Source organism: Sphingomonas sp. ABOLG, from assembly GCF_003950435.1.
GTDB lineage: Bacteria > Pseudomonadota > Alphaproteobacteria > Sphingomonadales > Sphingomonadaceae > Sphingomonas > Sphingomonas panaciterrae.
In genome coordinates this window covers 110,528-129,931 of sequence record NZ_QQWW01000004.1, presented here as the reverse complement: position 1 = coordinate 129,931, position 19,404 = coordinate 110,528, and the positions used below count along the sequence as shown (strand labels likewise).

The 19,404-nt window shown below is 64.5% G+C and carries 22 protein-coding genes; 12 read left to right on the top strand and 10 right to left on the bottom strand.

What is annotated here, in order from left to right; all coding sequences use genetic code 11:
* Positions 1-118: 118 nt before the first annotated feature.
* The 4 genes from CA236_RS06220 (at position 119) to CA236_RS06205 (ending at position 3,104) form a co-directional block, all read left to right on the top strand.
* Positions 119-1,573 carry a leucyl aminopeptidase gene (locus CA236_RS06220; protein ID WP_125944965.1) on the top strand — a complete coding sequence of 485 codons (1,455 nt, stop codon included), beginning with the start codon at positions 119-121 and terminating at the stop codon, positions 1,571-1,573.
* Positions 1,574-1,586: 13 nt separating this feature from the next.
* Positions 1,587-2,027 (top strand): DNA polymerase III subunit chi, encoded by a 441-nt coding sequence (locus CA236_RS06215; RefSeq protein WP_046410621.1) that lies wholly within the window; start codon positions 1,587-1,589, stop codon positions 2,025-2,027.
* Between the two features lie 125 nt (positions 2,028-2,152).
* Positions 2,153-2,575, top strand: coding sequence for a nucleoside-diphosphate kinase (ndk, locus tag CA236_RS06210; RefSeq protein WP_046410620.1), 423 nt, complete (start codon positions 2,153-2,155; stop codon positions 2,573-2,575).
* Between the two features lie 55 nt (positions 2,576-2,630).
* Positions 2,631-3,104 (top strand): GNAT family N-acetyltransferase, encoded by a 474-nt coding sequence (locus tag CA236_RS06205; RefSeq protein ID WP_241212539.1) that lies wholly within the window; start codon positions 2,631-2,633, stop codon positions 3,102-3,104.
* Here the strand turns inward: CA236_RS06205 and CA236_RS06200 are convergent.
* Genes CA236_RS06200 through purM form a run of 4 tightly spaced genes read right to left on the bottom strand, consistent with a single transcriptional unit; the run spans position 3,086 to position 5,698 of the window.
* Positions 3,086-3,685, bottom strand: a complete 600-nt coding sequence (locus CA236_RS06200; RefSeq protein ID WP_125944963.1) for a hypothetical protein — start codon at positions 3,683-3,685, stop codon at positions 3,086-3,088. The two genes, CA236_RS06205 and CA236_RS06200, sit on opposite strands and share 19 nt — an antisense overlap.
* Positions 3,682-4,068, bottom strand: coding sequence for an MmcQ/YjbR family DNA-binding protein (locus CA236_RS06195; RefSeq protein ID WP_125944962.1), 387 nt, complete (start codon positions 4,066-4,068; stop codon positions 3,682-3,684). Before CA236_RS06195 ends, CA236_RS06200 begins: the two co-directional genes overlap by 4 nt.
* Positions 4,053-4,649 (bottom strand): phosphoribosylglycinamide formyltransferase, encoded by a 597-nt coding sequence (gene purN / locus CA236_RS06190; RefSeq protein ID WP_125944961.1) that lies wholly within the window; start codon positions 4,647-4,649, stop codon positions 4,053-4,055. Before purN ends, CA236_RS06195 begins: the two co-directional genes overlap by 16 nt.
* Complete coding sequence (gene purM, locus CA236_RS06185; protein ID WP_125944960.1) at positions 4,607-5,698, bottom strand: phosphoribosylformylglycinamidine cyclo-ligase; 1,092 nt, start codon at positions 5,696-5,698, stop codon at positions 4,607-4,609. Before purM ends, purN begins: the two co-directional genes overlap by 43 nt.
* Positions 5,699-5,762: 64 nt before the next feature.
* Here purM and CA236_RS06180 point away from each other — a divergent pair, with 64 nt between their 5' ends.
* From CA236_RS06180 to CA236_RS06165, 4 genes are read left to right on the top strand one after another with little or no spacing between them, the layout of a single operon-like run.
* A complete protein-coding gene (locus tag CA236_RS06180) occupies positions 5,763-6,995 on the top strand; it encodes a heavy-metal-associated domain-containing protein (protein WP_125944959.1) in 1,233 nt (410 codons plus the stop codon).
* 28 nt (positions 6,996-7,023) lie between these two features.
* Positions 7,024-7,641 carry a DnaA/Hda family protein gene (locus tag CA236_RS06175; protein ID WP_046411734.1) on the top strand — a complete coding sequence of 206 codons (618 nt, stop codon included), beginning with the start codon at positions 7,024-7,026 and terminating at the stop codon, positions 7,639-7,641.
* Positions 7,641-9,806 (top strand): RNA degradosome polyphosphate kinase, encoded by a 2,166-nt coding sequence (locus CA236_RS06170; protein ID WP_046410610.1) that lies wholly within the window; start codon positions 7,641-7,643, stop codon positions 9,804-9,806. Before CA236_RS06175 ends, CA236_RS06170 begins: the two co-directional genes overlap by 1 nt.
* Positions 9,806-11,275, top strand: coding sequence for a Ppx/GppA family phosphatase (locus CA236_RS06165; RefSeq protein ID WP_125944958.1), 1,470 nt, complete (start codon positions 9,806-9,808; stop codon positions 11,273-11,275). The genes CA236_RS06170 and CA236_RS06165 overlap by 1 nt, the downstream gene beginning before the upstream one ends.
* A 12-nt stretch (positions 11,276-11,287) precedes the next feature.
* Here CA236_RS06165 and CA236_RS06160 read toward each other — a convergent pair whose 3' ends face one another.
* Positions 11,288-11,566 (bottom strand): I78 family peptidase inhibitor, encoded by a 279-nt coding sequence (locus tag CA236_RS06160; RefSeq protein ID WP_125944957.1) that lies wholly within the window; start codon positions 11,564-11,566, stop codon positions 11,288-11,290.
* Positions 11,563-12,738 (bottom strand): ribonuclease D, encoded by a 1,176-nt coding sequence (rnd, locus tag CA236_RS06155; RefSeq protein ID WP_125944956.1) that lies wholly within the window; start codon positions 12,736-12,738, stop codon positions 11,563-11,565. Before rnd ends, CA236_RS06160 begins: the two co-directional genes overlap by 4 nt.
* Before the next feature lie 98 nt (positions 12,739-12,836).
* Between rnd and aspS the strand changes: the two genes are divergently transcribed.
* Positions 12,837-14,660 (top strand): aspartate--tRNA ligase, encoded by a 1,824-nt coding sequence (aspS, locus tag CA236_RS06150; RefSeq protein ID WP_125944955.1) that lies wholly within the window; start codon positions 12,837-12,839, stop codon positions 14,658-14,660.
* A 34-nt stretch (positions 14,661-14,694) separates the two neighbouring features.
* Positions 14,695-15,174, top strand: a complete 480-nt coding sequence (locus tag CA236_RS06145; RefSeq protein WP_046410604.1) for a DUF892 family protein — start codon at positions 14,695-14,697, stop codon at positions 15,172-15,174.
* Between the two features lie 10 nt (positions 15,175-15,184).
* On the opposite strand, the gene CA236_RS06140 is transcribed toward CA236_RS06145, so the two are convergent.
* The gene (locus CA236_RS06140; protein ID WP_046410602.1) at positions 15,185-15,817 is read right to left on the bottom strand and encodes a carbonic anhydrase; all 633 of its coding nucleotides are present in this window, start codon (positions 15,815-15,817) and stop codon (positions 15,185-15,187) included.
* Positions 15,818-15,872: 55 nt separating this feature from the next.
* Between CA236_RS06140 and lipA the strand changes: the two genes are divergently transcribed.
* The gene (gene lipA, locus CA236_RS06135; protein ID WP_046410601.1) at positions 15,873-16,793 is read left to right on the top strand and encodes a lipoyl synthase; all 921 of its coding nucleotides are present in this window, start codon (positions 15,873-15,875) and stop codon (positions 16,791-16,793) included.
* Complete coding sequence (locus CA236_RS06130; protein WP_046410599.1) at positions 16,780-17,259, top strand: type II toxin-antitoxin system RatA family toxin; 480 nt, start codon at positions 16,780-16,782, stop codon at positions 17,257-17,259. Before lipA ends, CA236_RS06130 begins: the two co-directional genes overlap by 14 nt.
* Here the strand turns inward: CA236_RS06130 and CA236_RS06125 are convergent.
* From CA236_RS06125 to CA236_RS06115, 3 genes are read right to left on the bottom strand one after another with little or no spacing between them, the layout of a single operon-like run.
* A complete protein-coding gene (locus CA236_RS06125) occupies positions 17,199-17,723 on the bottom strand; it encodes a CinA family protein (protein ID WP_046410597.1) in 525 nt (174 codons plus the stop codon). The two genes, CA236_RS06130 and CA236_RS06125, sit on opposite strands and share 61 nt — an antisense overlap.
* A complete protein-coding gene (locus tag CA236_RS06120) occupies positions 17,720-18,262 on the bottom strand; it encodes a hypothetical protein (RefSeq protein ID WP_125944954.1) in 543 nt (180 codons plus the stop codon). The genes CA236_RS06125 and CA236_RS06120 overlap by 4 nt, the downstream gene beginning before the upstream one ends.
* The gene (locus CA236_RS06115; protein ID WP_125944953.1) at positions 18,259-19,383 is read right to left on the bottom strand and encodes a bifunctional 2-C-methyl-D-erythritol 4-phosphate cytidylyltransferase/2-C-methyl-D-erythritol 2,4-cyclodiphosphate synthase; all 1,125 of its coding nucleotides are present in this window, start codon (positions 19,381-19,383) and stop codon (positions 18,259-18,261) included. Before CA236_RS06115 ends, CA236_RS06120 begins: the two co-directional genes overlap by 4 nt.
* Positions 19,384-19,404 lie beyond the last annotated feature (21 nt).

Sequence of the window (19,404 nt, the reverse complement as noted above, 5' to 3'; positions counted from 1 at the left end):
TTCCGAAGCCCGTCGGGGCACCGGTAGAAAGCCCTATCGCATCGTGCGCGAGCCGCTGCAACGCTTTGCCACCGGCAGGGTCAGTCCCTATCTGCGTCGCGAAACAAGAGGAAGAGCCATGAACGTCACCTTTGCCGACTCCCGCCCCACGGCATCGCCGGTGCTTGCATTCCCCGTGAAGAAGGATGCGGCCGGGACGATCTCGCTGCCTGGCATGGATGCCGAAGCAAGCGCGATCATCGCTGCTGCCGCTGCGGGGCAGCGGTTCAAGGGTGAAGCGGGTTCGGTTGCCGAGGCCTATGTAAGCTCCGGCCGGATATTAATGCTGGGCGTGGGTGAGGGCGACGACGCGGGCTATGAGCGGGCGGGAGGCGCGCTGACCGCTCGCCTGCTGACGTCAGGTGTGACGGAGGTGACCGCCGACCTCTCCGGAAGCACGGCCGTTGCCGCAGCACGGTTTGCAGCGGGTGCCGCTCAGCGGGCGTGGCGGTATGACGTTTATCGCACGAAGCTTGCCGAGGATGCGAAGCCGTCGCTCGCCAATGTCACCATCGTCGGCGCACCGGCCGATGCAAAGGAGGCGTGGGTGGCGCGTGATGCGGTTACGCAGGGTCTCGCGCTGACGAAGACGCTCGTCACCCTTCCGCCCAACATTCTTTACCCCGAAAGCTTCGTCGACCTGGCGACGAAGGAAGTCGACGGGCTCGGCCTTGAAGTGACCGTGCTGGACGAGGCGGCGATGCGGGAACTCGGCATGGGTGCGCTCCTTGGCGTGTCGCAAGGCTCCCGGAGCGAGGCGCGGCTACTCGCCTTGCGCTGGAACGGCGCGGGCGAAGGTGACCCCGCACTTGCGCTGGTCGGCAAGGGCGTAACGTTCGACACTGGCGGCATCTCCATCAAGCCTGCGGCCGGTATGGAGGACATGAAGTGGGACATGGGCGGTGCGGGCGCCGTCGCGGGCGCAATGAAGACGCTGGCGCTGCGCAAGGCAAAGGCGAACGTCATCGGCGTCATGGGCCTGGTGGAGAATATGCCCGACGGTAATGCGCAGCGGCCGGGTGACGTGGTGACGTCGATGTCGGGGCAGACGATCGAGGTCATCAATACCGACGCAGAAGGCCGGCTGGTCCTGTGCGACTGCGTGACCTGGGTACAGCGCACCCACAAGGTGAAGACGATCGTCGACCTTGCAACGCTGACCGGCGCGATGATCATCAGCCTCGGCAACGAACAGGGCGGCCTCTTCGCCAACGATGATGGGCTGGCGGATCAGTTGCTGTGCGCGAGCAAGGCCAGCGGGGACGCCCTGTGGCGATTCCCGATGGGGCCTGCCTACGACAAGCTGATCGACAGCGCGATCGCCGACATGAAGAACGTCGGGCCGCGTGGCGGTGGCTCGATCACGGCCGCGCAGTTCATCAAGCGGTTCGTCGAGGACGATGTTCGCTGGGCCCATCTGGATATCGCCGGCATGGTATGGTCCGAGAAGGATGGGCCGACATGGGGCAAGGGCGCGACCGGCTTTGGTGTCCGGCTGCTCGATGCCTTCGTTGCCGAAAATTTCGAGAAGTGATGGTCTGAGCGCGGTGCAGGTCGACTTCTATCATCTGACCAGCATGCCGCTTGAGCGCGCGCTGCCGCGGATTGCGGAGCGCGTGCTCGAAAGCGGTGCCCGCCTGCTCATCGTGGCCGGCGACGATGCGCAGCGTGCCGCGCTCGATCGGTTGCTGTGGGAATATTCCAGCGACAGCTTCCTGCCGCACGGCTGCGAAGGCGGGGAGGAAGATGCTGACCAGCCCATCCTGATCGCGGGGGATGTGAATGCCGCAAACAATGCCCAGCATGTCGCTCTCGTAGACGGAAACTGGCGCGACGATGCGCTCGATTTCGACCGGGCCTTTCACTTCTTCGATGAGGAGCGGATTGCCGAGGCACGGGCTGCTTGGCGATCGCTGGGCGAACGTGACAATGTCGAGCGGCGTTACTGGAAGCAGAATGACGCCGGGCGCTGGGAGCAGGCGGCATGACCGCGGAGCTTGGTCGGGTCTGACGTCCCTGCGCGTCGGCGATCATCCCGACAGTTGCGCTGAACGCCGCTCACGGGTAACGGCGCCGCTGTTTCCGCACATCTTCAACTACAGGAGCGACCATCATGGCCGCCAATCGCACGTTTTCGATCATCAAGCCGGACGCCACCCGCCGCAACCTGACCGGCGCTGTCACCAAGATGCTGGAAGAGGCCGGGCTTCGCGTCGTCGCATCCAAGCGCATCCAGATGACCAAGGAGCAGGCAGAGGGCTTCTACGCGGTGCACAAGGAGCGCCCGTTCTTCAACGACCTGGTGTCGTTCATGATCTCGGGTCCGGTCGTCGTACAGGTTCTCGAGGGTGAGAACGCCGTGCAGCGCAACCGTGACATCATGGGCGCGACCAACCCGGAGAACGCAGCGCCGGGCACGATCCGCAAGGAACTCGCCGAGTCGATCGAAGCCAATTCGGTTCATGGTTCGGACTCGGATGAGAATGCGGCGATCGAGATCGCCTATTTCTTCAAGCCCGAAGAGATCGTCGGCTGAACTGATGACCGGGAACTGGCGGCTTCGTCGCGCCACTGCGGCTGATGCACAGGCCATGGCGATGATCGCGGCCGCCAGCTTCCTTGAAACGTTCGCCGGCATTCTGCCCGGCGCCGATATCGTTGCGCATTGCGCGCGCAACAGCTCGCCCGAGAAGTTCTCAGGATGGGCCGAAGATCCCGCAAGCATCTTGACCTTGGCAGAGCATCCCCAGGGGTTCGCGCCGGTCGGCTATACGGTCCTGACCACCCCGGACCTTCCCGTTGCGCAAACGCCCGGCGACATCGAGCTGCGCCGGATCTACGCCCTGTCGATCACGCGCGGAACCGGGCTTGGACATCATCTGATGGCTACCGCGATCGCTGATGCCCGTGCTTTGGGCGGACGACGCCTCCTGTTGGGCGTGCTGGACCGCAACCATCGCGCACGCACCTTCTACGAACGTGAGGGGTTCAGCCCAGTTGGTACCCGCCGCTTCAGCGTAGGTGCGGGCTGGTGCGATGACGTGATCTACGCGCGCTCGCTCTGACGTTTCAGTTCGTCTGCCCACAAGCGATCAACCGCTTTCGACGTTCCGCCGAGTTCGCGAACCCGCGCCGCCTCAAGCGAAAGGCTCCGCCCGCGCAGCAGGTTGCCACGGGTACGCCAGACGACCTCCACGATGGCGCTGCCGCTTCTCATTTCATTACCTGAGCGATAGCTGGCTGTCACGAGCACAGGCAGCCGCCCTTCACGACTGTCGGCGCCGCCATCCATCGCCTGCAGCACGGCGTCGGCAAACCAATCCTTCTCGATGCGTGCAGTGGCGGGGCTATTCGGGACGACTTTCAGTTGCGATGGAAAAGTGATTGTGGTCTCGAGCAGGTCGTGCCGGGGATCGACCAGTTCCACTTCGCTGCCATCGCGATTGAGCGACGCTTGCAAGGAGAAGCGCGCTTCCGCTGCGTTGGCCGCCACACGCTCGGCGGCCTTCTCTGCCGCAGAATGTCGCTTGTCGCTCCAGTTCATCCACAGCGTGAGCGCGCCGATGATGAGGCCGGAGACGGCGACCAGCTCCGCGAGCGAAATCCATCGCCGGCGAGTTGCAGCCTGATCCGGGGTTTCGCTCAACGCCCGCCCATTTCCAGCAGGCGTCGTGGCGCCGCCAGCTCCCAGCTCTGCGCGACTCGGTCCGCTACGCGCTCCCAATCCGTATCCGAACCGCAGACCCACAACGCGACCCAGCCCGACGGGCCAAGATACGCCGGCTTGTAGTATAGGGCAGGATCGTTTTCGATCAGCATGGCCTGTTCATCGAGGCCGCTGGTCTTCACGATCACTGCCGTCTCACCATCCTGATGATGATCGTGCCAGAAATAGGCGAAGAACTTGCCGCCCTCGATGTAGAAGCCTGGGGAGCCGTGCGGCGGGCGCTCGGCAGCCTCCGGCAGAGCGAGCGCGATGCCGCGCACCCGCTCAAGAGCCTCTTCAGATGGGGTCAGCGTGTCAGCCATTCCGCCAGAACGCGCGGATAGAGCCGATGCTCCTCGTCGAGGACGCGCGCCGCCAATGTCTCCGGTGTGTCGCCGGATTTGATCGGTACACGTGCCTGACCCAGAACCGCCCCGCCATCCAGTTCTTCGGTGACGATATGCACGGAACAGCCCGCCTCCGCATCTCCTGCGGCAATGGCGCGGGCATGAGTGTCCAACCCCTTATACTTCGGCAGCAATGACGGGTGGATGTTGATGATCCGGTCGCGCCAACGGGCAACGAAGTCGTCGGAAAGCAGGCGCATATAGCCAGCCAGGGCGAGATATTCGGCGCCTGCCTCCCGCAACGCGGCGTCCAGCGCGGCCTCATAGGCTTGCTTGCCGACTTCCTTGGGCGACAGGGCGAATGTGGGGATGCCCTGCTCACGCGCCCAGACCAGCCCTTCCGCAGACGGGCGGTTCGATGCGACAACGACGACCTTATATGCCTCCGTCGCGTTGGCGACGAGCGACCGCATGTTCGATCCCCGGCCGGAGATCAGAACGCCGACGTTGGCAGTCACGCGTCGTGGCTCGCCCGCCACGGCGCGCGCGCGCTCCATGTTCCGGTCGACCCCGTCACGGTGCAGCCGCGCTCACCATTGATGATGCGCCCGATCTGGAACACCTGCTCACCGGCAGCGGTCAGTTCGGCCGCGACGGCATCGGCGGCTTCTGGCGCGGCGACGACCACCATGCCGATGCCGCAGTTGAAGGTGCGGGCCATTTCTTCCGGCTCGATCGCGCCTTGTGCCTGGAGAAAGGCCATCAGTCGGGATTGCGGCCATGCATCGGCATTCACCTCGGCGCGAACACCTTTCGGGAGGACGCGCGGGATATTCTCCAGCAAACCGCCGCCGGTGATATGCGCCAGGCCCTTCACGCGCCCAGCGCGCAGCAGCGGAAGAAGACTGCGGACATAGATGCGAGTCGGAGCCATCAGCGCATCGATCAGCAGCACCTCGGGATCGAACAATGCCGGTCGATCCAGCTTCCACGACTTGTCCGCCGCCAGACGCCGCACAAGGGAGAAGCCGTTCGAATGGACGCCGGAGGATGCGAGACCCAGCATCACGTCACCCTCCGCGATATCGCGGCCGGTGAGCACATGATCACGTTCCACCGCCCCGACGCAGAACCCCGCGAGGTCATAATCTCCATCGGCGTACATGCCGGGCATCTCGGCCGTCTCGCCGCCGATCAGCGCGCAGCCCGCGATCTGGCAGCCCTCCGCGATCGACGCGATGACCTGCTCCGCAACCTTCGAATCCAGTTTTCCCGACGCGTAATAATCCAGGAAGAACAGCGGCTCGGCACCCTGGACGATGAGGTCGTTGACGCACATCGCAACGAGATCGATGCCGACGCCGGCATGCCGGTTGTAGTCGATCGCCAGCTTCAGCTTGGTGCCGACGCCGTCGTTCGCCGCCACCAGCAGCGGATCGCTGAAGCCCGCCGCCTTCAGGTCAAAGAACCCGCCGAAGCCACCAAGGTCGGCATCGGCGCCCGGTCGCCGGGTGGCGCGCGCCAGCGGCGCGATGGCCCGGACCAGTGCGTTGCCGGCGGCGATCGACACGCCCGCTTGCTCGTATGTGTACCCGCTGTCGCTCATGTGGAGCCGCCTAGCCACAACGCGCTTGGATTTCCACGCCTCCTTCGCCAAAAGACGCGTGATTATGCGTTTGAAGCCCTTGTTCCTCGTTCCTGCTGCCGCGGCGCTCGCGCTTGGTGCGGGGGTCGGTGTCGCCCAGATCGAGGGTGGCGGCAGAGGCGTGGCGCCCGTCGACAGCTCACGCGACTATGAGATTTCCGGCATTCGCGTTGATGTCGCGGCGAAGGATGCGGATGCCGCGCGCCTTGGCGGCTGGCGGGTGGCCCAGCGGAAGGCTTGGGCACAATTATCCCAGCGGCTTGGCGGCGGAAGCCGCACGCTCCCGGATTCGACGCTCGATTCGATCGTGAGCGGCATTGTTGTCGAGAATGAACAGATCGGGCCGACGCGCTATGTTGCCCGTCTGGGCGTGTTGTTCGATCGCAATCGAGCCGGCGCGATTCTCGCCATCTCCAATTACGTGATGCGTTCGCCGCCGATGGTGGTCATCCCTATTGTGTGGTCGGGCGGCGTGGCGACGGGATTTGAACAACGCACGCTCTGGCAGGAAGCGTGGGCGCGCTATCGAACTGGGGCGAGCGCGATCGACTATATCCGCCCGACCGGTAGCGGGCCTGATCCGCTGCTGCTGAACCTCGGCCAGACCCAGCGACCCGCCCGCGGATGGTGGCGTGCCGTTCTCAATCAATATGGCGGGTCGGACGTACTGATCCCGACGGTGAAGCTGTACCGCCAGTGGCCGGGTGGGCCGGTGGTTGGGGTGTTCCAGGCCCGCCAGGGCCCCGACAATCGGCTTCTTTCGCAGTTCAGCCTGCGCGTCGGCAGCGTGGCCGGCGTTCCCGCCTTGCTTGATGCGGGTGTGAAGCGGATCGACGAGATCTACCAGCAAGCACTGCGCGGCGGGCTTCTCCGCAGCGATCCCGGCCTCTCCTACGTGCCACCGGAAGAGGTGCCGCAGGACGACGATGAAGCTGGCGAGACCGTCGTCACAGATACGCCGGTGGTCCCCACGGCCAATGTCTCGGTCCAGTTCGATACGCCCAATGTGGCGGCTGTTACGGCGACTGAGGCGGCGCTGCGCGGCGTGCCGGGCGTTTCCGCGGCGACGACCAGCAGCCTTGCGCTGGGCGGGGTATCGGTGATGACGGTTGGGTATGTCGGGCCGCCTGAGGCGCTCAAGGCGGCGCTGGAGGCGCGTGGCTGGCAGGTATTCGGGTCGGGAATGACCATCCGCATCCGCCGCGCGCCGCGTCTGTTGCCGCAGGAGCTGGTGCCCGACAATGCGACCGCCGGATGAGGAATCGGCGACCAGCGGTGGTCGCATGATGAGCCAAATCGCCTTGCCGCTCGTCTGGCCGGCCGATCCGCGCGACGATGAGTTCCTGGTCACCGAATCGAACGCCCGCGCCGTCAGCGCGCTGGATCACTGGGCGACGTGGCCGGTCATGACGTCGTTGCTGGTCGGCCCGCGCAAGTCCGGCCGCAGCCTCCTGGCCCGCATATTCGCGGCCAAGAGCGGGGGAATGATCATCGACGACGCGCCGTTGCGCGCGGAGGACGAGCTTTTCCATGCCTGGAACGATGCGCAGGCATCCCGTCGCCCGCTGCTGCTGGTAAGCGATGCCGCGCCACCCGCGTGGGACATCGCCTTGCCCGACCTGCGGTCGCGGATAGCGGCAACGCCGCTCGCGGTGATCGGGCCGCCCGACGATGCGCTGCTTCGTGCGCTGCTGGAACGTGAATTCGCGCGTCGCGGCGTGGACGTGCGGTCTGACGTGCTCGACTGGTTGGTTATACGGATTGAACGCAGTCACGTGGCTGTCATGCGCACGGTCGATGCGCTTGATCAGGAGGTGATGGAACGCCGGAAGCGGTTGTCCATTCCCTTGGCCCGGGAGACGTTGCTGGCTGCAGCGTTGATCCCCTCAACACCGGAGCCGTGATGACCCGTTCCCTTCGCCAGGCCCGCCTCGACTCGGACGATGATCCCTTCGAGGAGCGCGACAATGAGCGCTATTTCAATCGCGAACTGTCGTGGCTGGCGTTCAATCGCCGCGTGCTGGAGGAGGCGTGCAACACCGAGCATCCGCTTCTCGAGCGGTTGCGGTTCCTGTCGATCTCTGGATCGAACCTCGACGAATTCTTCATGGTGCGCGTCGCCGGGCTGAAGGGGCAGCAACTGCTCGACGTGGAGGCCAGGTCAGCCGATGGCTTGACGCCCTCGCAGCAGCTGAGCGCGATCACGACGGAGGCAGACGCGCTGCTCGCCAGCCAGCAAAACGTATGGCGCGACATTCGTCACGCGTTGTCGGCGAGCGACATTGAGGTTCTTTCCTCCAGCCACATGGATTCGCGGCTCTCGCCCGAGGACATGGCATGGCTGGAGACGCATTTCCGCGAGCAGATTTTCCCCGTCATCACACCGCAGGCGCTCGACCCCGCGCATCCGTTCCCGTTCATTCCCAATGCCGGCCTGGGAGTGATGTTCGATCTGGTGCGCCTGTCAGATGACGAACCGATCCGCGAACTCGTGATCGTCCCCAACGGGATGGCGCGCTTCGTCAGGCTGCCTGGGGAGTCGGCACGCTATATTGCGGTCGAATCGATGCTGAAGCGGTTCTCGATCATGCTGTTCCCCGGTTACCGGGTGGACGGCGCCGCGGAATTTCGGGTGTTGCGAGACAGCGACATCGAGATCGAGGAGGAAGCGGAAGATCTCGTCCGCTATTTCGCCAATGCCATCAAGCGGCGGCGACGCGGGCGGGTCATCCGTCTGGAGCTGGAAACGGGCATGCCGGAATCGCTAGCCCGGGTACTGAAGGAAGAACTCGGCGAGCAGGCGCTCGTTACCGAATCCGGGTCGTTCCTGGGTATCGCTGATCTCGGCAAGATCGTTGACGAGGACCGCCCGGACCTGAAGTTCGTGCCCTTCACGCCACGGTTTCCCGAAAGAATTCGGGAGTTTGGCGGGGATTGCTTCGCGGCCATCAGCGCCAAGGACATCATCGTCCAGCACCCATATGAGACGTTTGACGTCGTGCTCGCCTTTCTGAAACAGGCGGCGAACGACCCCGATGTCGTTGCCATCAAGCAGACGCTGTACCGTGCGGGCAAACAGTCCGCCGTGATCAACGCGCTGATCCAGGCGGCTGAGGCGGGCAAGTCAGTGACCGCGGTGGTGGAGTTGAAGGCGCGGTTCGATGAGGAGCAGAACCTGCTCTGGGCGTCCGCGCTGGAGCGCGCCGGGGTTCAGGTGGTCTACGGCTTCATCGACTGGAAGACCCATGCGAAGGTCTCCATGGTGGTTCGTCGCGAGGCCGGGCAATTCCGGACCTACTGCCACTTTGGGACGGGCAATTATCACCCGGTCACGGCAAAAATATATACTGATCTCAGCTTCTTCACAGCCAATCCTGCGGTCGGACGGGATGCGGCCCGCCTATTCAACTACATCACTGGCTATGTCGAGCCGGAGGACATGGAGCGCATCGTATTGTCGCCGCGCTCACTCCGCGCCCGTTTGATCGAGGAGATCGACGCCGAGATCGCCCATGCACGCGCCGGACGACCGGCGACCATCTGGGCGAAGATGAACAGCCTGGTGGACCCAGCGATCATCGAGAAGCTCTATGAAGCGAGCGGGGCAGGGGTCCAGATCGACCTCGTCGTACGGGGCATCTGTTGCCTGCGCCCGCGCGTACCGGGGCTTTCCGAAAATATTCGGGTAAAATCCATCATAGGCCGTTTCCTTGAACACAGCCGTATCGCGGTTTTCGGGAACGGGCAGACCCTCCCAAACGATGATGCGCATGTCTTCATTTCGTCAGCGGACTGGATGCCGCGCAACTTTGACCGCCGGGTCGAATATATGCTGCCGCTGGAGAGTGGCACCGTTCACGATCAGGTTCTCGATCAGGTGATGGTTGCCAATCTCATCGATACCGAACAAAGCTGGGACCTGTACGCCGATGGCAGCTATCAGCGCACAAGTATCGGCGATAAGCCGTTCAACCTTCATCGTTATTTCATGACGAACCCCTCCTTGTCAGGGCGTGGGGCCGCCCTTGCCGAAGGGGGCGAGGTACCGAAGCTCTCGCTGCGGCGCTGATGGTGAGGGAAGCGCGAACCGCCATCATCGACATCGGGTCGAACTCGATCCGTCTGGTCGTTTATCAGGGGCCTCGGCGCCTGCCGACCGTGCTGTTCAACGAGAAGGTGCTGGCGGGTCTCGGGCGCAGCCTCGCGAAGACAGGGGCTATCGACGGGCAGGCGATGGCGCTTGCTGGCACCGCGCTGTCGCGATTTGCGGCGCTGGCGCGTGAGATGGAGTGCGATGAAGTGCGGACCGTTGCGACTGCAGCGGTGCGTGATGCCGCCAATGGTGCGGAGTTGATCGCACTGGCGGCGAAAAACGGCTTGCCCGTCGAACTGCTATCGGGTGAAGAAGAGGCACGATCGGCCGGTTATGGGGTACTTTCGGCCATTCCCGATGCTGACGGCATTGTCGGTGATCTGGGGGGCGGCAGCCTTGAACTGGTGAGGGTCTGCAAGGGCCGTGTAGATGAGCATGCCTCTTTCCCGCTCGGGGTTCTTCGTCTTGCTGATCTGCGCGCAAAGGAAGGCTTTGATCGCCGCGTGGGCGCCGTCCTGCGTGATGCGGGTTGGTCGAATGCGGGTGCCGGCAAGCCATTCTACTTGGTCGGCGGGTCGTGGCGATCGCTGGCGAGGGTAGACATTCGGGATCGGGGTTATCCGCTGCCGATCCTTCATGGCTATGCCATGCCTCCCGCGCGCATTTCGTTGCTGCGGCGCAAGCTGCCCACGCTGGAGAAAGGCTGGTTCAGAAGCGTGCCGCATCTCTCGGGTGGTCGCGTCCCGACGCTTGGCGCCGCCGCTGATCTGCTTGATGTATTGCTGCCGGTGATTGGATCACGCGAGACCGTGGTGTCGGCTTTCGGGCTGCGCGAAGGCCTGTTGTATCGGCAATTGTCCCCGGCCGAGTCTCGACTGGATCCCTTGATTGTTGCCGCACGTGACGAGGGCCGGCACCGGGGACGGTTTCCCGAGCATGGCGATCTTCTGAACAACTGGATCTCACCCCTGTTTGTGGATGAGTCGCCAGCGGATGGGCGCTTGCGCCATGCGACATGCCTGCTGGCGGATACGAGCTGGCGGGCCAACCCGGAGTTCCGGGTTGCGCTGGGGATCGAGACAGCCCTGCATGGCAATTGGGTAGCGGTCGACGGGCGCGGGCGCGCCATGATGGCGGCCGCGCTGGCCGCGAGCCTGGGTGCGCAGCCGCCTTATCCTGATCCACTGCCCGCGCTCGCAAGCCCTGACGATCTTCAGCGGGCAACGTGCTGGGGGCTTGCGATCCGGCTGGCACAGCGACTGTCGGGCGGGGTCGCGGGCCCGCTCAACCGCAGCAGCATTCGCCGCGCGGAGGGCGCGGTCGAACTGGTCTGGCACGACGCAGACCGCGCGCTGTGCGGCGAATCGGTCGAGAAACGGCTGAAAGGGCTTGGTGCCGCGCTTGGGTTGCCGGTCGGGAGCCGACTAGCGGCTGCAGGCGCCTAGGTCGATCCTGCGTTAGCCGCAGGACACCTGGGTGATAATACCCTCGGGAGTGGTCTCGATGTTCAGACGATCCTGCCGAAAATCCATCGTGAGCGCCGAGCCCGTGATGTAGGTCCGCACGACGCGAGCACCCGCCGCACGTTGAGCAGCTTCCTGGTTTCCTTCAAGCGGCCGGCCCACGAACTTCTCCGCCGCGTTGGCGTTGCACATTGCACCCTCGGCTGAAGAGGATCCAGACGTACCGGTGGCACATCCGGAAAGCAGGACGGCCGCTGCCAGGATCGCTCTCATGCCTCATTCTCCGTTCGCGTCATCTTGAGCTTGCCGCCCAGAACAGCGAAACCAAGCCGACCCTCGACAAGATCCAGCGCGTCGCGCCCGAACTGATCAAATCGCCAGCCCTCAAGGATCGCCAGGTCGTGACGCACGCCAGCGGCGAGCGCCTCCAGCTCCTCGCTGCGGGCGAGCAATCGCGGCGCAACATCGATGTCGCGCGCGCGGATCTTGAGCAGCAGCTTCAACAGGTCCGCGACCAGCGAGCCATCCTTGCCAAGTCCAGGCTTGCGATCCTCGCGCAGCGGCATTTCGCTGGCGGGCAGCGGCTCCGCCGCTTCGATAACGCTCATCAGGCGCCGGCCGATATCGTTGCTCGCCCAGGTGGCCGAGAGGCCGCGCACCTTGGCGAGGTCGCTCTGCCGCTTGGGGGGATGGCCTGCGAGATCGGCCAGAGTCTCGTCCTTGACGATGCGGCCGCGGGGCAGGTCCTTTGCCCGCGCTTCCACCTCTCGCCAGCGGGCGATCGCCTTCAGCCGACCGAGAACGTCGGCGCGCCGGCCCGAAATGCGCACGCGCTTCCACGCGAGGTCGGGATCGTTGGCGTAGTTGGCGGGATCGGAAATGCGCTCCATTTCCTGATCGAGCCACGCCCCGCGCCCGGTCTTCTTCAGACGCTCCAGCATGCGCGGAAAGATCTTTGACAGATGGGTGACGTCACCGATCGCGTAATCGACCTGTCGCTGATCGAGCGGGCGGCGCGACCAGTCGGTAAAGCGCGCGCCCTTGTCGATCTGAATACCGAGCCAGCTGTCGACCAGGTTGGAATAGCCAATCTGCTCCCCCTGGCCGAGCGCCATCGCCGCGACCTGGGTGTCGAACATCGGATGCGGGGTCTTGCCGGTGAGATTGTAGATGATCTCTATGTCCTGCCCGCCGGCGTGGAAGACCTTCAGCACGTCCTCGTTATTGACCAGCAGATCGAGCAGCGGCTGCATATCGAGCCCAGGCGCCTTGGGATCGATCGCCGCGGCCTCTTCCGTGTCGGCGATCTGGATCAGGCAGAGTTCGGGCCAATAGGTATTCTCTCGCATGAATTCTGTGTCGACGCATACGAAGGGAGCATCGGCGAGGCGCGCGCACAGATTGGCGAGGGTGGCGCTGTCGGTAATTAGCGGGTGAACATGCATAAGTGCCGCCCCATAGCGGGGAGCGACCGGGTTGACAAAGAGAGGTTGGAAGGGGAGGGGCGCGGACCTCCAAACAAGCTTTTTCAGAGATTGCGGCCATGCACGCCTATCGCTCGCACACTTGCGCCCAGCTCAACGCCAACGACGTTGGCGCTGAAGTTCGTCTGTCCGGTTGGATCCACCGGAAGCGAGATCACGGCGGCGTGCTGTTCGTCGATCTTCGCGACCATTACGGCATCACCCAGATCGTCGCCGACAGCGACTCCCCGGCACTGCCGACGCTGGAATCGCTGCGCGTCGAGTCGGTGATTACCATCGACGGCGTGGTGAAGGCGCGGTCGGACTCGACCATCAATCCGAACCTGGCAACGGGCGCGATCGAGGTGTTTGCGCGCGGCGTGACGGTGCAAAGCCAGGCGCAGGAACTTCCGATGCCGGTTGCCGGTGAGCAGGAATATCCCGAGGATATCCGCCTGCGTTACCGCTTCCTCGACCTGCGTCGCGAAAAGCTGCACGCGAACATCATGCTGCGGTCGAGCGTCATCTCCTCGATCCGCCGCCGCATGGTCGACCAGGGCTTCACCGAGTTCCAGACGCCCATCCTGACCGCGTCGTCGCCGGAAGGCGCGCGCGACTATCTGGTCCCGAGCCGCGTGCATCCGGGCAAGTTCTATGCGCTGCCGCAGGCGCCGCAGATGTTCAAGCAGCTGCTGATGGTCGCCGGCTTCGACCGCTATTTCCAGATCGCGCCTTGCTTCCGCGACGAGGATGCGCGCGCCGATCGCTCGCCTGGCGAATTCTATCAGCTCGATTTCGAAATGAGCTACGTCACGCAGGACGATGTCTTTGCGGCGATCGAGCCGGTGCTGCACGGCGTGTTCGAGGAATTCGCCAACTGGCAGGGCAAGGGCCGCACGGTCAGCCCGCTGCCGTTCAAGCGCATTCCGTACCGGGAATCGATGCTGAAGTACGGCAACGACAAGCCCGATCTGCGAAACCCGCTGATCATCTCTGACGTCAGCGGATTTTTCTCGGGTTCCGGATTCGGGCGCTTTGCCTCGATCGTTGAGGCCGGCGATGTCGTGCGCGCGATCCCGGCGCCGAAGACGGCGGACAAGAGCCGCAAGTTCTTCGACGACATGAACGCCTGGGCGCAGTCCGAAGGGTTCGCCGGCCTTGGCTACGCAACCCGCAAGGGTGGCGAATGGGGCGGGCCGATCGCCAAGAACCACGGTGACATCGGTATGCGCGAACTGGCCGAGGCGCTCGGCCTTGGGCCGGATGATGGCGTGTTCTTCGCCGCCGGCAAGGAAGCACAGGCGGCGAAGCTCGCCGGCCTGGCGCGCACCCGCATCGCCGAGCAGCTGGACCTGATCGACAAGAACCGCTTCGAGTTCTGCTGGATCGTCGACTTCCCGATGTTCGAATATGACGAGGAAGCGAAGAAGGTCGACTTCAGCCACAATCCCTTCAGCATGCCGCAGGGCGAACTGGAGGCGCTGGAGACCAAGGATCCGCTCGACATCCTCGCCTACCAATATGACATCGTCTGCAACGGTATCGAGCTGTCCTCCGGTGCGATCCGTAATCACCGGCCGGAGATCATGTACAAGGCGTTCGAAATCGCCGGGTACACGCAGGCTGATGTAGACACGAACTTCGCCGGCATGATCAATGCGTTCAAATATGGCGCGCCGCCGCACGGCGGCTCGGCCCCCGGCATCGATCGTATCGTCATGCTGCTGGCTGACGAGCCGAACATCCGCGAAGTGATCGTCTTCCCGATGACGCAGAAGGCGGAGGATCTCATGATGGGCGCGCCCAACTTTGCCACTGCCAGGCAATTGCGCGAACTCAACATCCGCGTAACCGCGGATACGGCGAAGGACACAAGCAAGCTGGTGGCGCCCGACGCGGGCTAAGGGAACCGCGCGCGGTGGTAAGCGCTGAAAGCCTATGTCGCTTACCGCCTCGCGAGCCGCACTTCTCCATATCGCGCTTCAGGATCTGCGTGCCGGCAAGCAATTGCTGGTCACGCGGCTGGAGCCGCTGGCGGATGCGGCCAGCGATCCGGCGCTACAGGAAGTGATTGAGCGGGACCGCTTCAATGCGAAGCGCCACGCTGCCCGATTTGATGAGATGGCGACGCTGGATGGCGCGCCGGAAAACCTGTGGATGACCGGGATCCTGAACGATGCGGATCGCGATGCGCAGTCGCATCAGCGCGGGCCCTTGCTCGACACGGCGCTGATCGGCGCGTTGCGCAAGGCGAAGGCCGCGGAAATCGTTTCGATCGAAACCGCAATGGCGCTGGCGGCGAGCGAGGCGCCGGCGATGATGCCGGCGCTCACCGCCAATCATGCCGAGGACCGCGCGGTAGAGATGCGGCTGGCGCGTCTCCTGGGAACGATCGGCGGTCACATACCGGTGATTTGAGGCAGAGGCGTCAGCTCGCCGGCGCGAAGGCGCCGTCCTCCCCCATCACCCACAAGACGCCTTCCTTGATCGAGAACCAGGCACCGTGGAGCGATAGCTGCCCGGCATCTTCCGCAGCCCGCACGAACGTGAAGGTGCGCAGGTTGGCGATGCTGACCTTCACCGTTTCGAGTTCCAGCGCACGGATCGCGTCCTCTCCAGTGCCGTGATCGGTGGTGATCCGGTCGCGTGCCTCATCCAGCAGGCCGATCCAATTGGCGATGAAGCCGCCCTCGCCAGGCGTGGCCTCGGCAAAGCGCTTCGTCATTGCCGCATAAACGCCGCCGCACATGCCGTGGCCCATGACGACGATTTCCTGGACCTTCAGCTGGGTCACCGCAAATTCCAGTGCGGCGGACACGCCGTGGCGGCCGCCGCCCACCTCGAACGGGGGGACCAGATTGGCGACGTTGCGCACCACGAAGATCTCGCCGGGCGACGTGTCGAACACGGTGGTCGGATCGGTGCGGCTGTCGGAGCAGGCGATCACCATCACCCGGGGTGACTGCCCCTCAGCGAGGGTCGCCCAGCGATCCCGCTGGGTTGCCCAGCCCTGCTGGCGGAAACGGCGGTATCCGGCGATCAGATCAGTGAAGACGGTCATGCATCCTCCTTACCGCGTTGTTTCGTCCCGCGTCAGTCGCTATCTCGCGCCCGACATGACCGAAACACTGCCTCTCGCCCGGCCCGAGCGCGCCCGCAAGCCTGACTGGATCAGGGTCAAGGCGCCGACCTCCGTCGGTTTCGCCGAAACCAAGCAGCTGATGCGTCGGCTGAACCTTGCCACCGTGTGCGAGGAGGCGGCCTGTCCGAACATCGGCGAATGCTGGACCAAGAAGCACGCGACAGTGATGATCTTGGGGGACACGTGCACCCGGGCCTGCGCCTTCTGCAACGTGAAGACGGGCATGCCGCGCCCGGTTGATCCGCTAGAGCCGGAGCATGTGGCGGTCGCGGCGGCCGAAATGGGTCTGCAGCATATCGTTATCACGTCGGTTGATCGTGACGACCTGCCTGATGGCGGCGCGGCGCAGTTCGTGAAGGTGATTGAGGCGCTCCGCCGTAACACGCCGAGCACCACGATCGAGATCCTGACGCCGGACTTCCGCAACAAGACGCAGGCGGCAGTTGAATCGATCGTTGCGGCCCGGCCGGACGTGTACAACCACAATCTGGAGACGGTGCCGCGGCTGTACCCGACCATCCGCCCGGGCGCGCGCTATTATGCCTCTCTGCGGTTGCTGGAGAGCGTTAAGCGGCACGATCCGTCGATCTTCACCAAGTCGGGCGTGATGCTGGGCCTCGGCGAAGAGCGGTTGGAGGTTCACCAGGTGATGGACGACATGCGTTCCGCCGACATCGATTTCTTGACCATGGGGCAGTATCTGCAGCCGACGCCGCGGCACGCCAAGGTCGCCGATTTCGTGACGCCCAAGACGTTCGACGCCTACGCCGCCATCGCGCGTGCGAAGGGGTTCCTGCTGGTAGCGTCGTCGCCGCTCACCCGTTCGAGCTACCACGCCGGCGACGACTTCGAGAAGCTGCGCGCGGCGCGTGAGGTCCAGCTTGCCAAAGCATAGCGAAACGCGGGCCATGCCATACACGCCCGAGCAGATGTTCGATCTGGTCGCGGACGTGAAAGCCTATCAGGATTTCTTGCCGTGGGTCGTCGCGATGCGCGTTCGGCAGGACAGCGCGGAGGAAACGCTGGCCGACATGATCGTCGGGTTCAAGGGCCTGCGCGAGACGTTCACGTCGCGGGTCGAGAAGCATCGGCCCGATCGGGTGTACGTCGATTACGTCGACGGCCCGATGAAGTATCTGCACAACGAGTGGCGGTTCCGCCCGGACGGCGATGGCTGCCTCGTGGATTTCAGCGTCGACTTCCAGTTCAAGAACCGGATGTTCGAGATGCTGGCAGGGCAGGTATTCGGCCTGGCCCTGCGCAAGATGATCGGCGCCTTTGAGGATCGGGCCCGCGCGCTTTACGGTGAGGGCTCGTCCGACGGCGGCATCAACAGGTCGAGCGCGCACAGCGCCGCCTGAAGGCGCACGCCGGAGCGGCCGAGATCGCCAAAGGCGCGCTTGTCGGCGACCACGTCGGCGGGATCGCCGCCGCGTTCGGCGCGCGCAAACACCACGGTGCCGACGGGCTTCTTTTCTGAGCCGCCGCCGGGGCCGGCGATGCCGGTGATTGCCACCGCAACATCGGCACCGGTCGCCTCAAGCGCGCCCTGTGCCATGCTCCAGGCGGTGGCGATCGACACAGCGCCGAACGTCTCCAGCACATCCGTCGAGACGTGAAGCAGTCGCTGCTTCGCCTCATTGGAATAGCTGACGATCGAGCCTTCGAGCACGTCGGAGGATCCCGGCACTTCGGTCAATGCCGCGGCGACCAGCCCGCCGGTGCAGCTCTCTGCCACGGCGATACGGCGGCCTTTTGCGCGATTGGCCTCGATCACGCGCTGCGCAGCGTCGACGAGGTTCTGGGGGAGCAGGCTGTCGCTCATCGTTTCGCCGCCGTGCAGACCGGCAGATCGGGAACGTTGGCCACGGAGGCTGTGCCCCGCGCCTTTTCCGCCTTCAGATGCTGAATCGTTGCGACAACGATGCCAGCGGTGTTGCGCGCGGGGAGGGGCTCCAGCAGCGTGACGATCCGGTCGATCGTGCCGCAATCGCTCTGCTGGATCTGCCCGACGACCATCGGCGCGATCAGGGAGGTGATCAGCGGGCGCGCGTAGTCCGACTGAAGGAGCAACATGGAGACACGCGGATCGCTCAGCTTCGCAATCGCCTGGCGCGCCGTCGGCCAGGCGCGATCCGCTTCAGCCTGATAGCGCGCAAGGAACGGGCCGGAGGTGCGTCGTACGATGCTGGTGGGAGGAAGCGCGGTACAGACACGCCCGGTTTCCAGGATGATGTCCGGAAACGTGACCGCTGCAACCGCCTCTGCTTCGGCTGCATTCAGGCACCGCGTCTGCGCCAGCGCGGTGGTCGGCACGGCAACCGCCGCAAGGGTGGCGGCGCACAGGTAGCTGAAACGCCTCATTGCGCGACTCCCGGCAGCCGAATGGTTGCCGCTGCCTGTGCCGCAATGCCTTCGCCTCTACCAGTGAAGCCCAGCCGCTCGGTCGTTGTCGCTTTCACACTCACGCGATCGGTTGGCAGGCCAAGAAGTTCCGCGACACGATGCTGGATGGCCGAACGATGCGGGCCGATTTTAGGCGCTTCGCACATGATGGTCAGATCGACGAATATGATCTGCCCGCCGCGCGCCGCGATGAGATCGGCCGCATGACGCAGGAACTGCCCGGATTCGGCACCGCGCCACTGCGGATCGCTAGGCGGGAAATGAAGCCCGATATCGCCCGCAGCGATGGTGCCCAACAGAGCGTCGGTCAGCGCGTGAAGTGCGACGTCCGCGTCACTGTGGCCGCTAAGCCCCTGATGATACGGAATCTTGACGCCGCCAAGCCACAGGTCGGCATCATCGACCAGGCGATGGACATCGAAGCCGGTCGCCATCCGCGTTTCGGAACCGATCCGCGCCTCGGCGGAGGCCAGGTCACCGGGCCAGGTTACCTTCTCAAGCATGGCGTCGCCCTGCACCATGGCGACGGATCCGCCAAGCGCCCGGACCATCTGAGCATCATCGGTTGGTTCGCTTCCTTCCCATTGAGCGTGAGCGCGGGTGAGGATGGCGCCACGAAAGGCTTGCGGCGTCTGCACGCGGGACAATTGCTCCCGAGGCAGCGTCGCACCGTCGATCGATACGATCGTGTCGGTGACCGGAAGAGTGGGGATGGCGCCATCTGCTGTCTCAAGCGCCCGCAGCAGGCGGTCGATGACATCCGCGGCAAGGAACGGTCGCGCCGCATCGTGCACAAGGATGCGATCCGCGTCCGGCACTGCCGCCAGTCCGCGCGCCACCGACTCGCGCCGTGTTGCTCCGCCAAGTACAAAGCGTGCGTTGGGCAGACAGTCGGCTAGCAACTGTTCCTGACCTGCGCCGATGACCAGCACGATCTCGTCGACCGCGGGATGGGCGGCAAAGGCTTCATGGCTCCACAGGAGCATTGGGCGGCCGGCAAGGTGCGCGAACTGCTTGGGCAGCGCGCCGCCAGTGCGTTCTCCCTTGCCAGCGGCAACAATCAGGGCGACGGTTTTCATGCGCGGGCGCCTAGCGAGAAG

What these genes read in the sequence shown, in the direction of transcription:
- purN (WP_125944961.1), bottom strand. Translation starts at nt 4,649, where the DNA reads ATGGAGCGCGCGCGCGCCGTGGCGGGCGAGCCACGACGCGTGACTGCC.
- CA236_RS06165 (WP_125944958.1), top strand. Translation starts at nt 9,806, where the DNA reads ATGGTGAGGGAAGCGCGAACCGCCATCATCGACATCGGGTCGAACTCG.
- CA236_RS06120 (WP_125944954.1), bottom strand. Translation starts at nt 18,262, where the DNA reads ATGAGGCGTTTCAGCTACCTGTGCGCCGCCACCCTTGCGGCGGTTGCC.
- purM (WP_125944960.1), bottom strand. Translation starts at nt 5,698, where the DNA reads ATGAGCGACAGCGGGTACACATACGAGCAAGCGGGCGTGTCGATCGCC.
- aspS (WP_125944955.1), top strand. Translation starts at nt 12,837, where the DNA reads ATGCACGCCTATCGCTCGCACACTTGCGCCCAGCTCAACGCCAACGAC.
- rnd (WP_125944956.1), bottom strand. Translation starts at nt 12,738, where the DNA reads ATGCATGTTCACCCGCTAATTACCGACAGCGCCACCCTCGCCAATCTG.
- CA236_RS06195 (WP_125944962.1), bottom strand. Translation starts at nt 4,068, where the DNA reads ATGGCTGACACGCTGACCCCATCTGAAGAGGCTCTTGAGCGGGTGCGC.
- CA236_RS06115 (WP_125944953.1), bottom strand. Translation starts at nt 19,383, where the DNA reads ATGAAAACCGTCGCCCTGATTGTTGCCGCTGGCAAGGGAGAACGCACT.
- CA236_RS06160 (WP_125944957.1), bottom strand. Translation starts at nt 11,566, where the DNA reads ATGAGAGCGATCCTGGCAGCGGCCGTCCTGCTTTCCGGATGTGCCACC.
- ndk (WP_046410620.1), top strand. Translation starts at nt 2,153, where the DNA reads ATGGCCGCCAATCGCACGTTTTCGATCATCAAGCCGGACGCCACCCGC.
- CA236_RS06175 (WP_046411734.1), top strand. Translation starts at nt 7,024, where the DNA reads ATGAGCCAAATCGCCTTGCCGCTCGTCTGGCCGGCCGATCCGCGCGAC.
- CA236_RS06170 (WP_046410610.1), top strand. Translation starts at nt 7,641, where the DNA reads ATGACCCGTTCCCTTCGCCAGGCCCGCCTCGACTCGGACGATGATCCC.
- CA236_RS06205 (WP_241212539.1), top strand. Translation starts at nt 2,631, where the DNA reads ATGGCGATGATCGCGGCCGCCAGCTTCCTTGAAACGTTCGCCGGCATT.
- CA236_RS06140 (WP_046410602.1), bottom strand. Translation starts at nt 15,817, where the DNA reads ATGACCGTCTTCACTGATCTGATCGCCGGATACCGCCGTTTCCGCCAG.
- CA236_RS06180 (WP_125944959.1), top strand. Translation starts at nt 5,763, where the DNA reads ATGCGTTTGAAGCCCTTGTTCCTCGTTCCTGCTGCCGCGGCGCTCGCG.
- lipA (WP_046410601.1), top strand. Translation starts at nt 15,873, where the DNA reads ATGACCGAAACACTGCCTCTCGCCCGGCCCGAGCGCGCCCGCAAGCCT.
- CA236_RS06125 (WP_046410597.1), bottom strand. Translation starts at nt 17,723, where the DNA reads ATGAGCGACAGCCTGCTCCCCCAGAACCTCGTCGACGCTGCGCAGCGC.
- CA236_RS06145 (WP_046410604.1), top strand. Translation starts at nt 14,695, where the DNA reads ATGTCGCTTACCGCCTCGCGAGCCGCACTTCTCCATATCGCGCTTCAG.
- CA236_RS06220 (WP_125944965.1), top strand. Translation starts at nt 119, where the DNA reads ATGAACGTCACCTTTGCCGACTCCCGCCCCACGGCATCGCCGGTGCTT.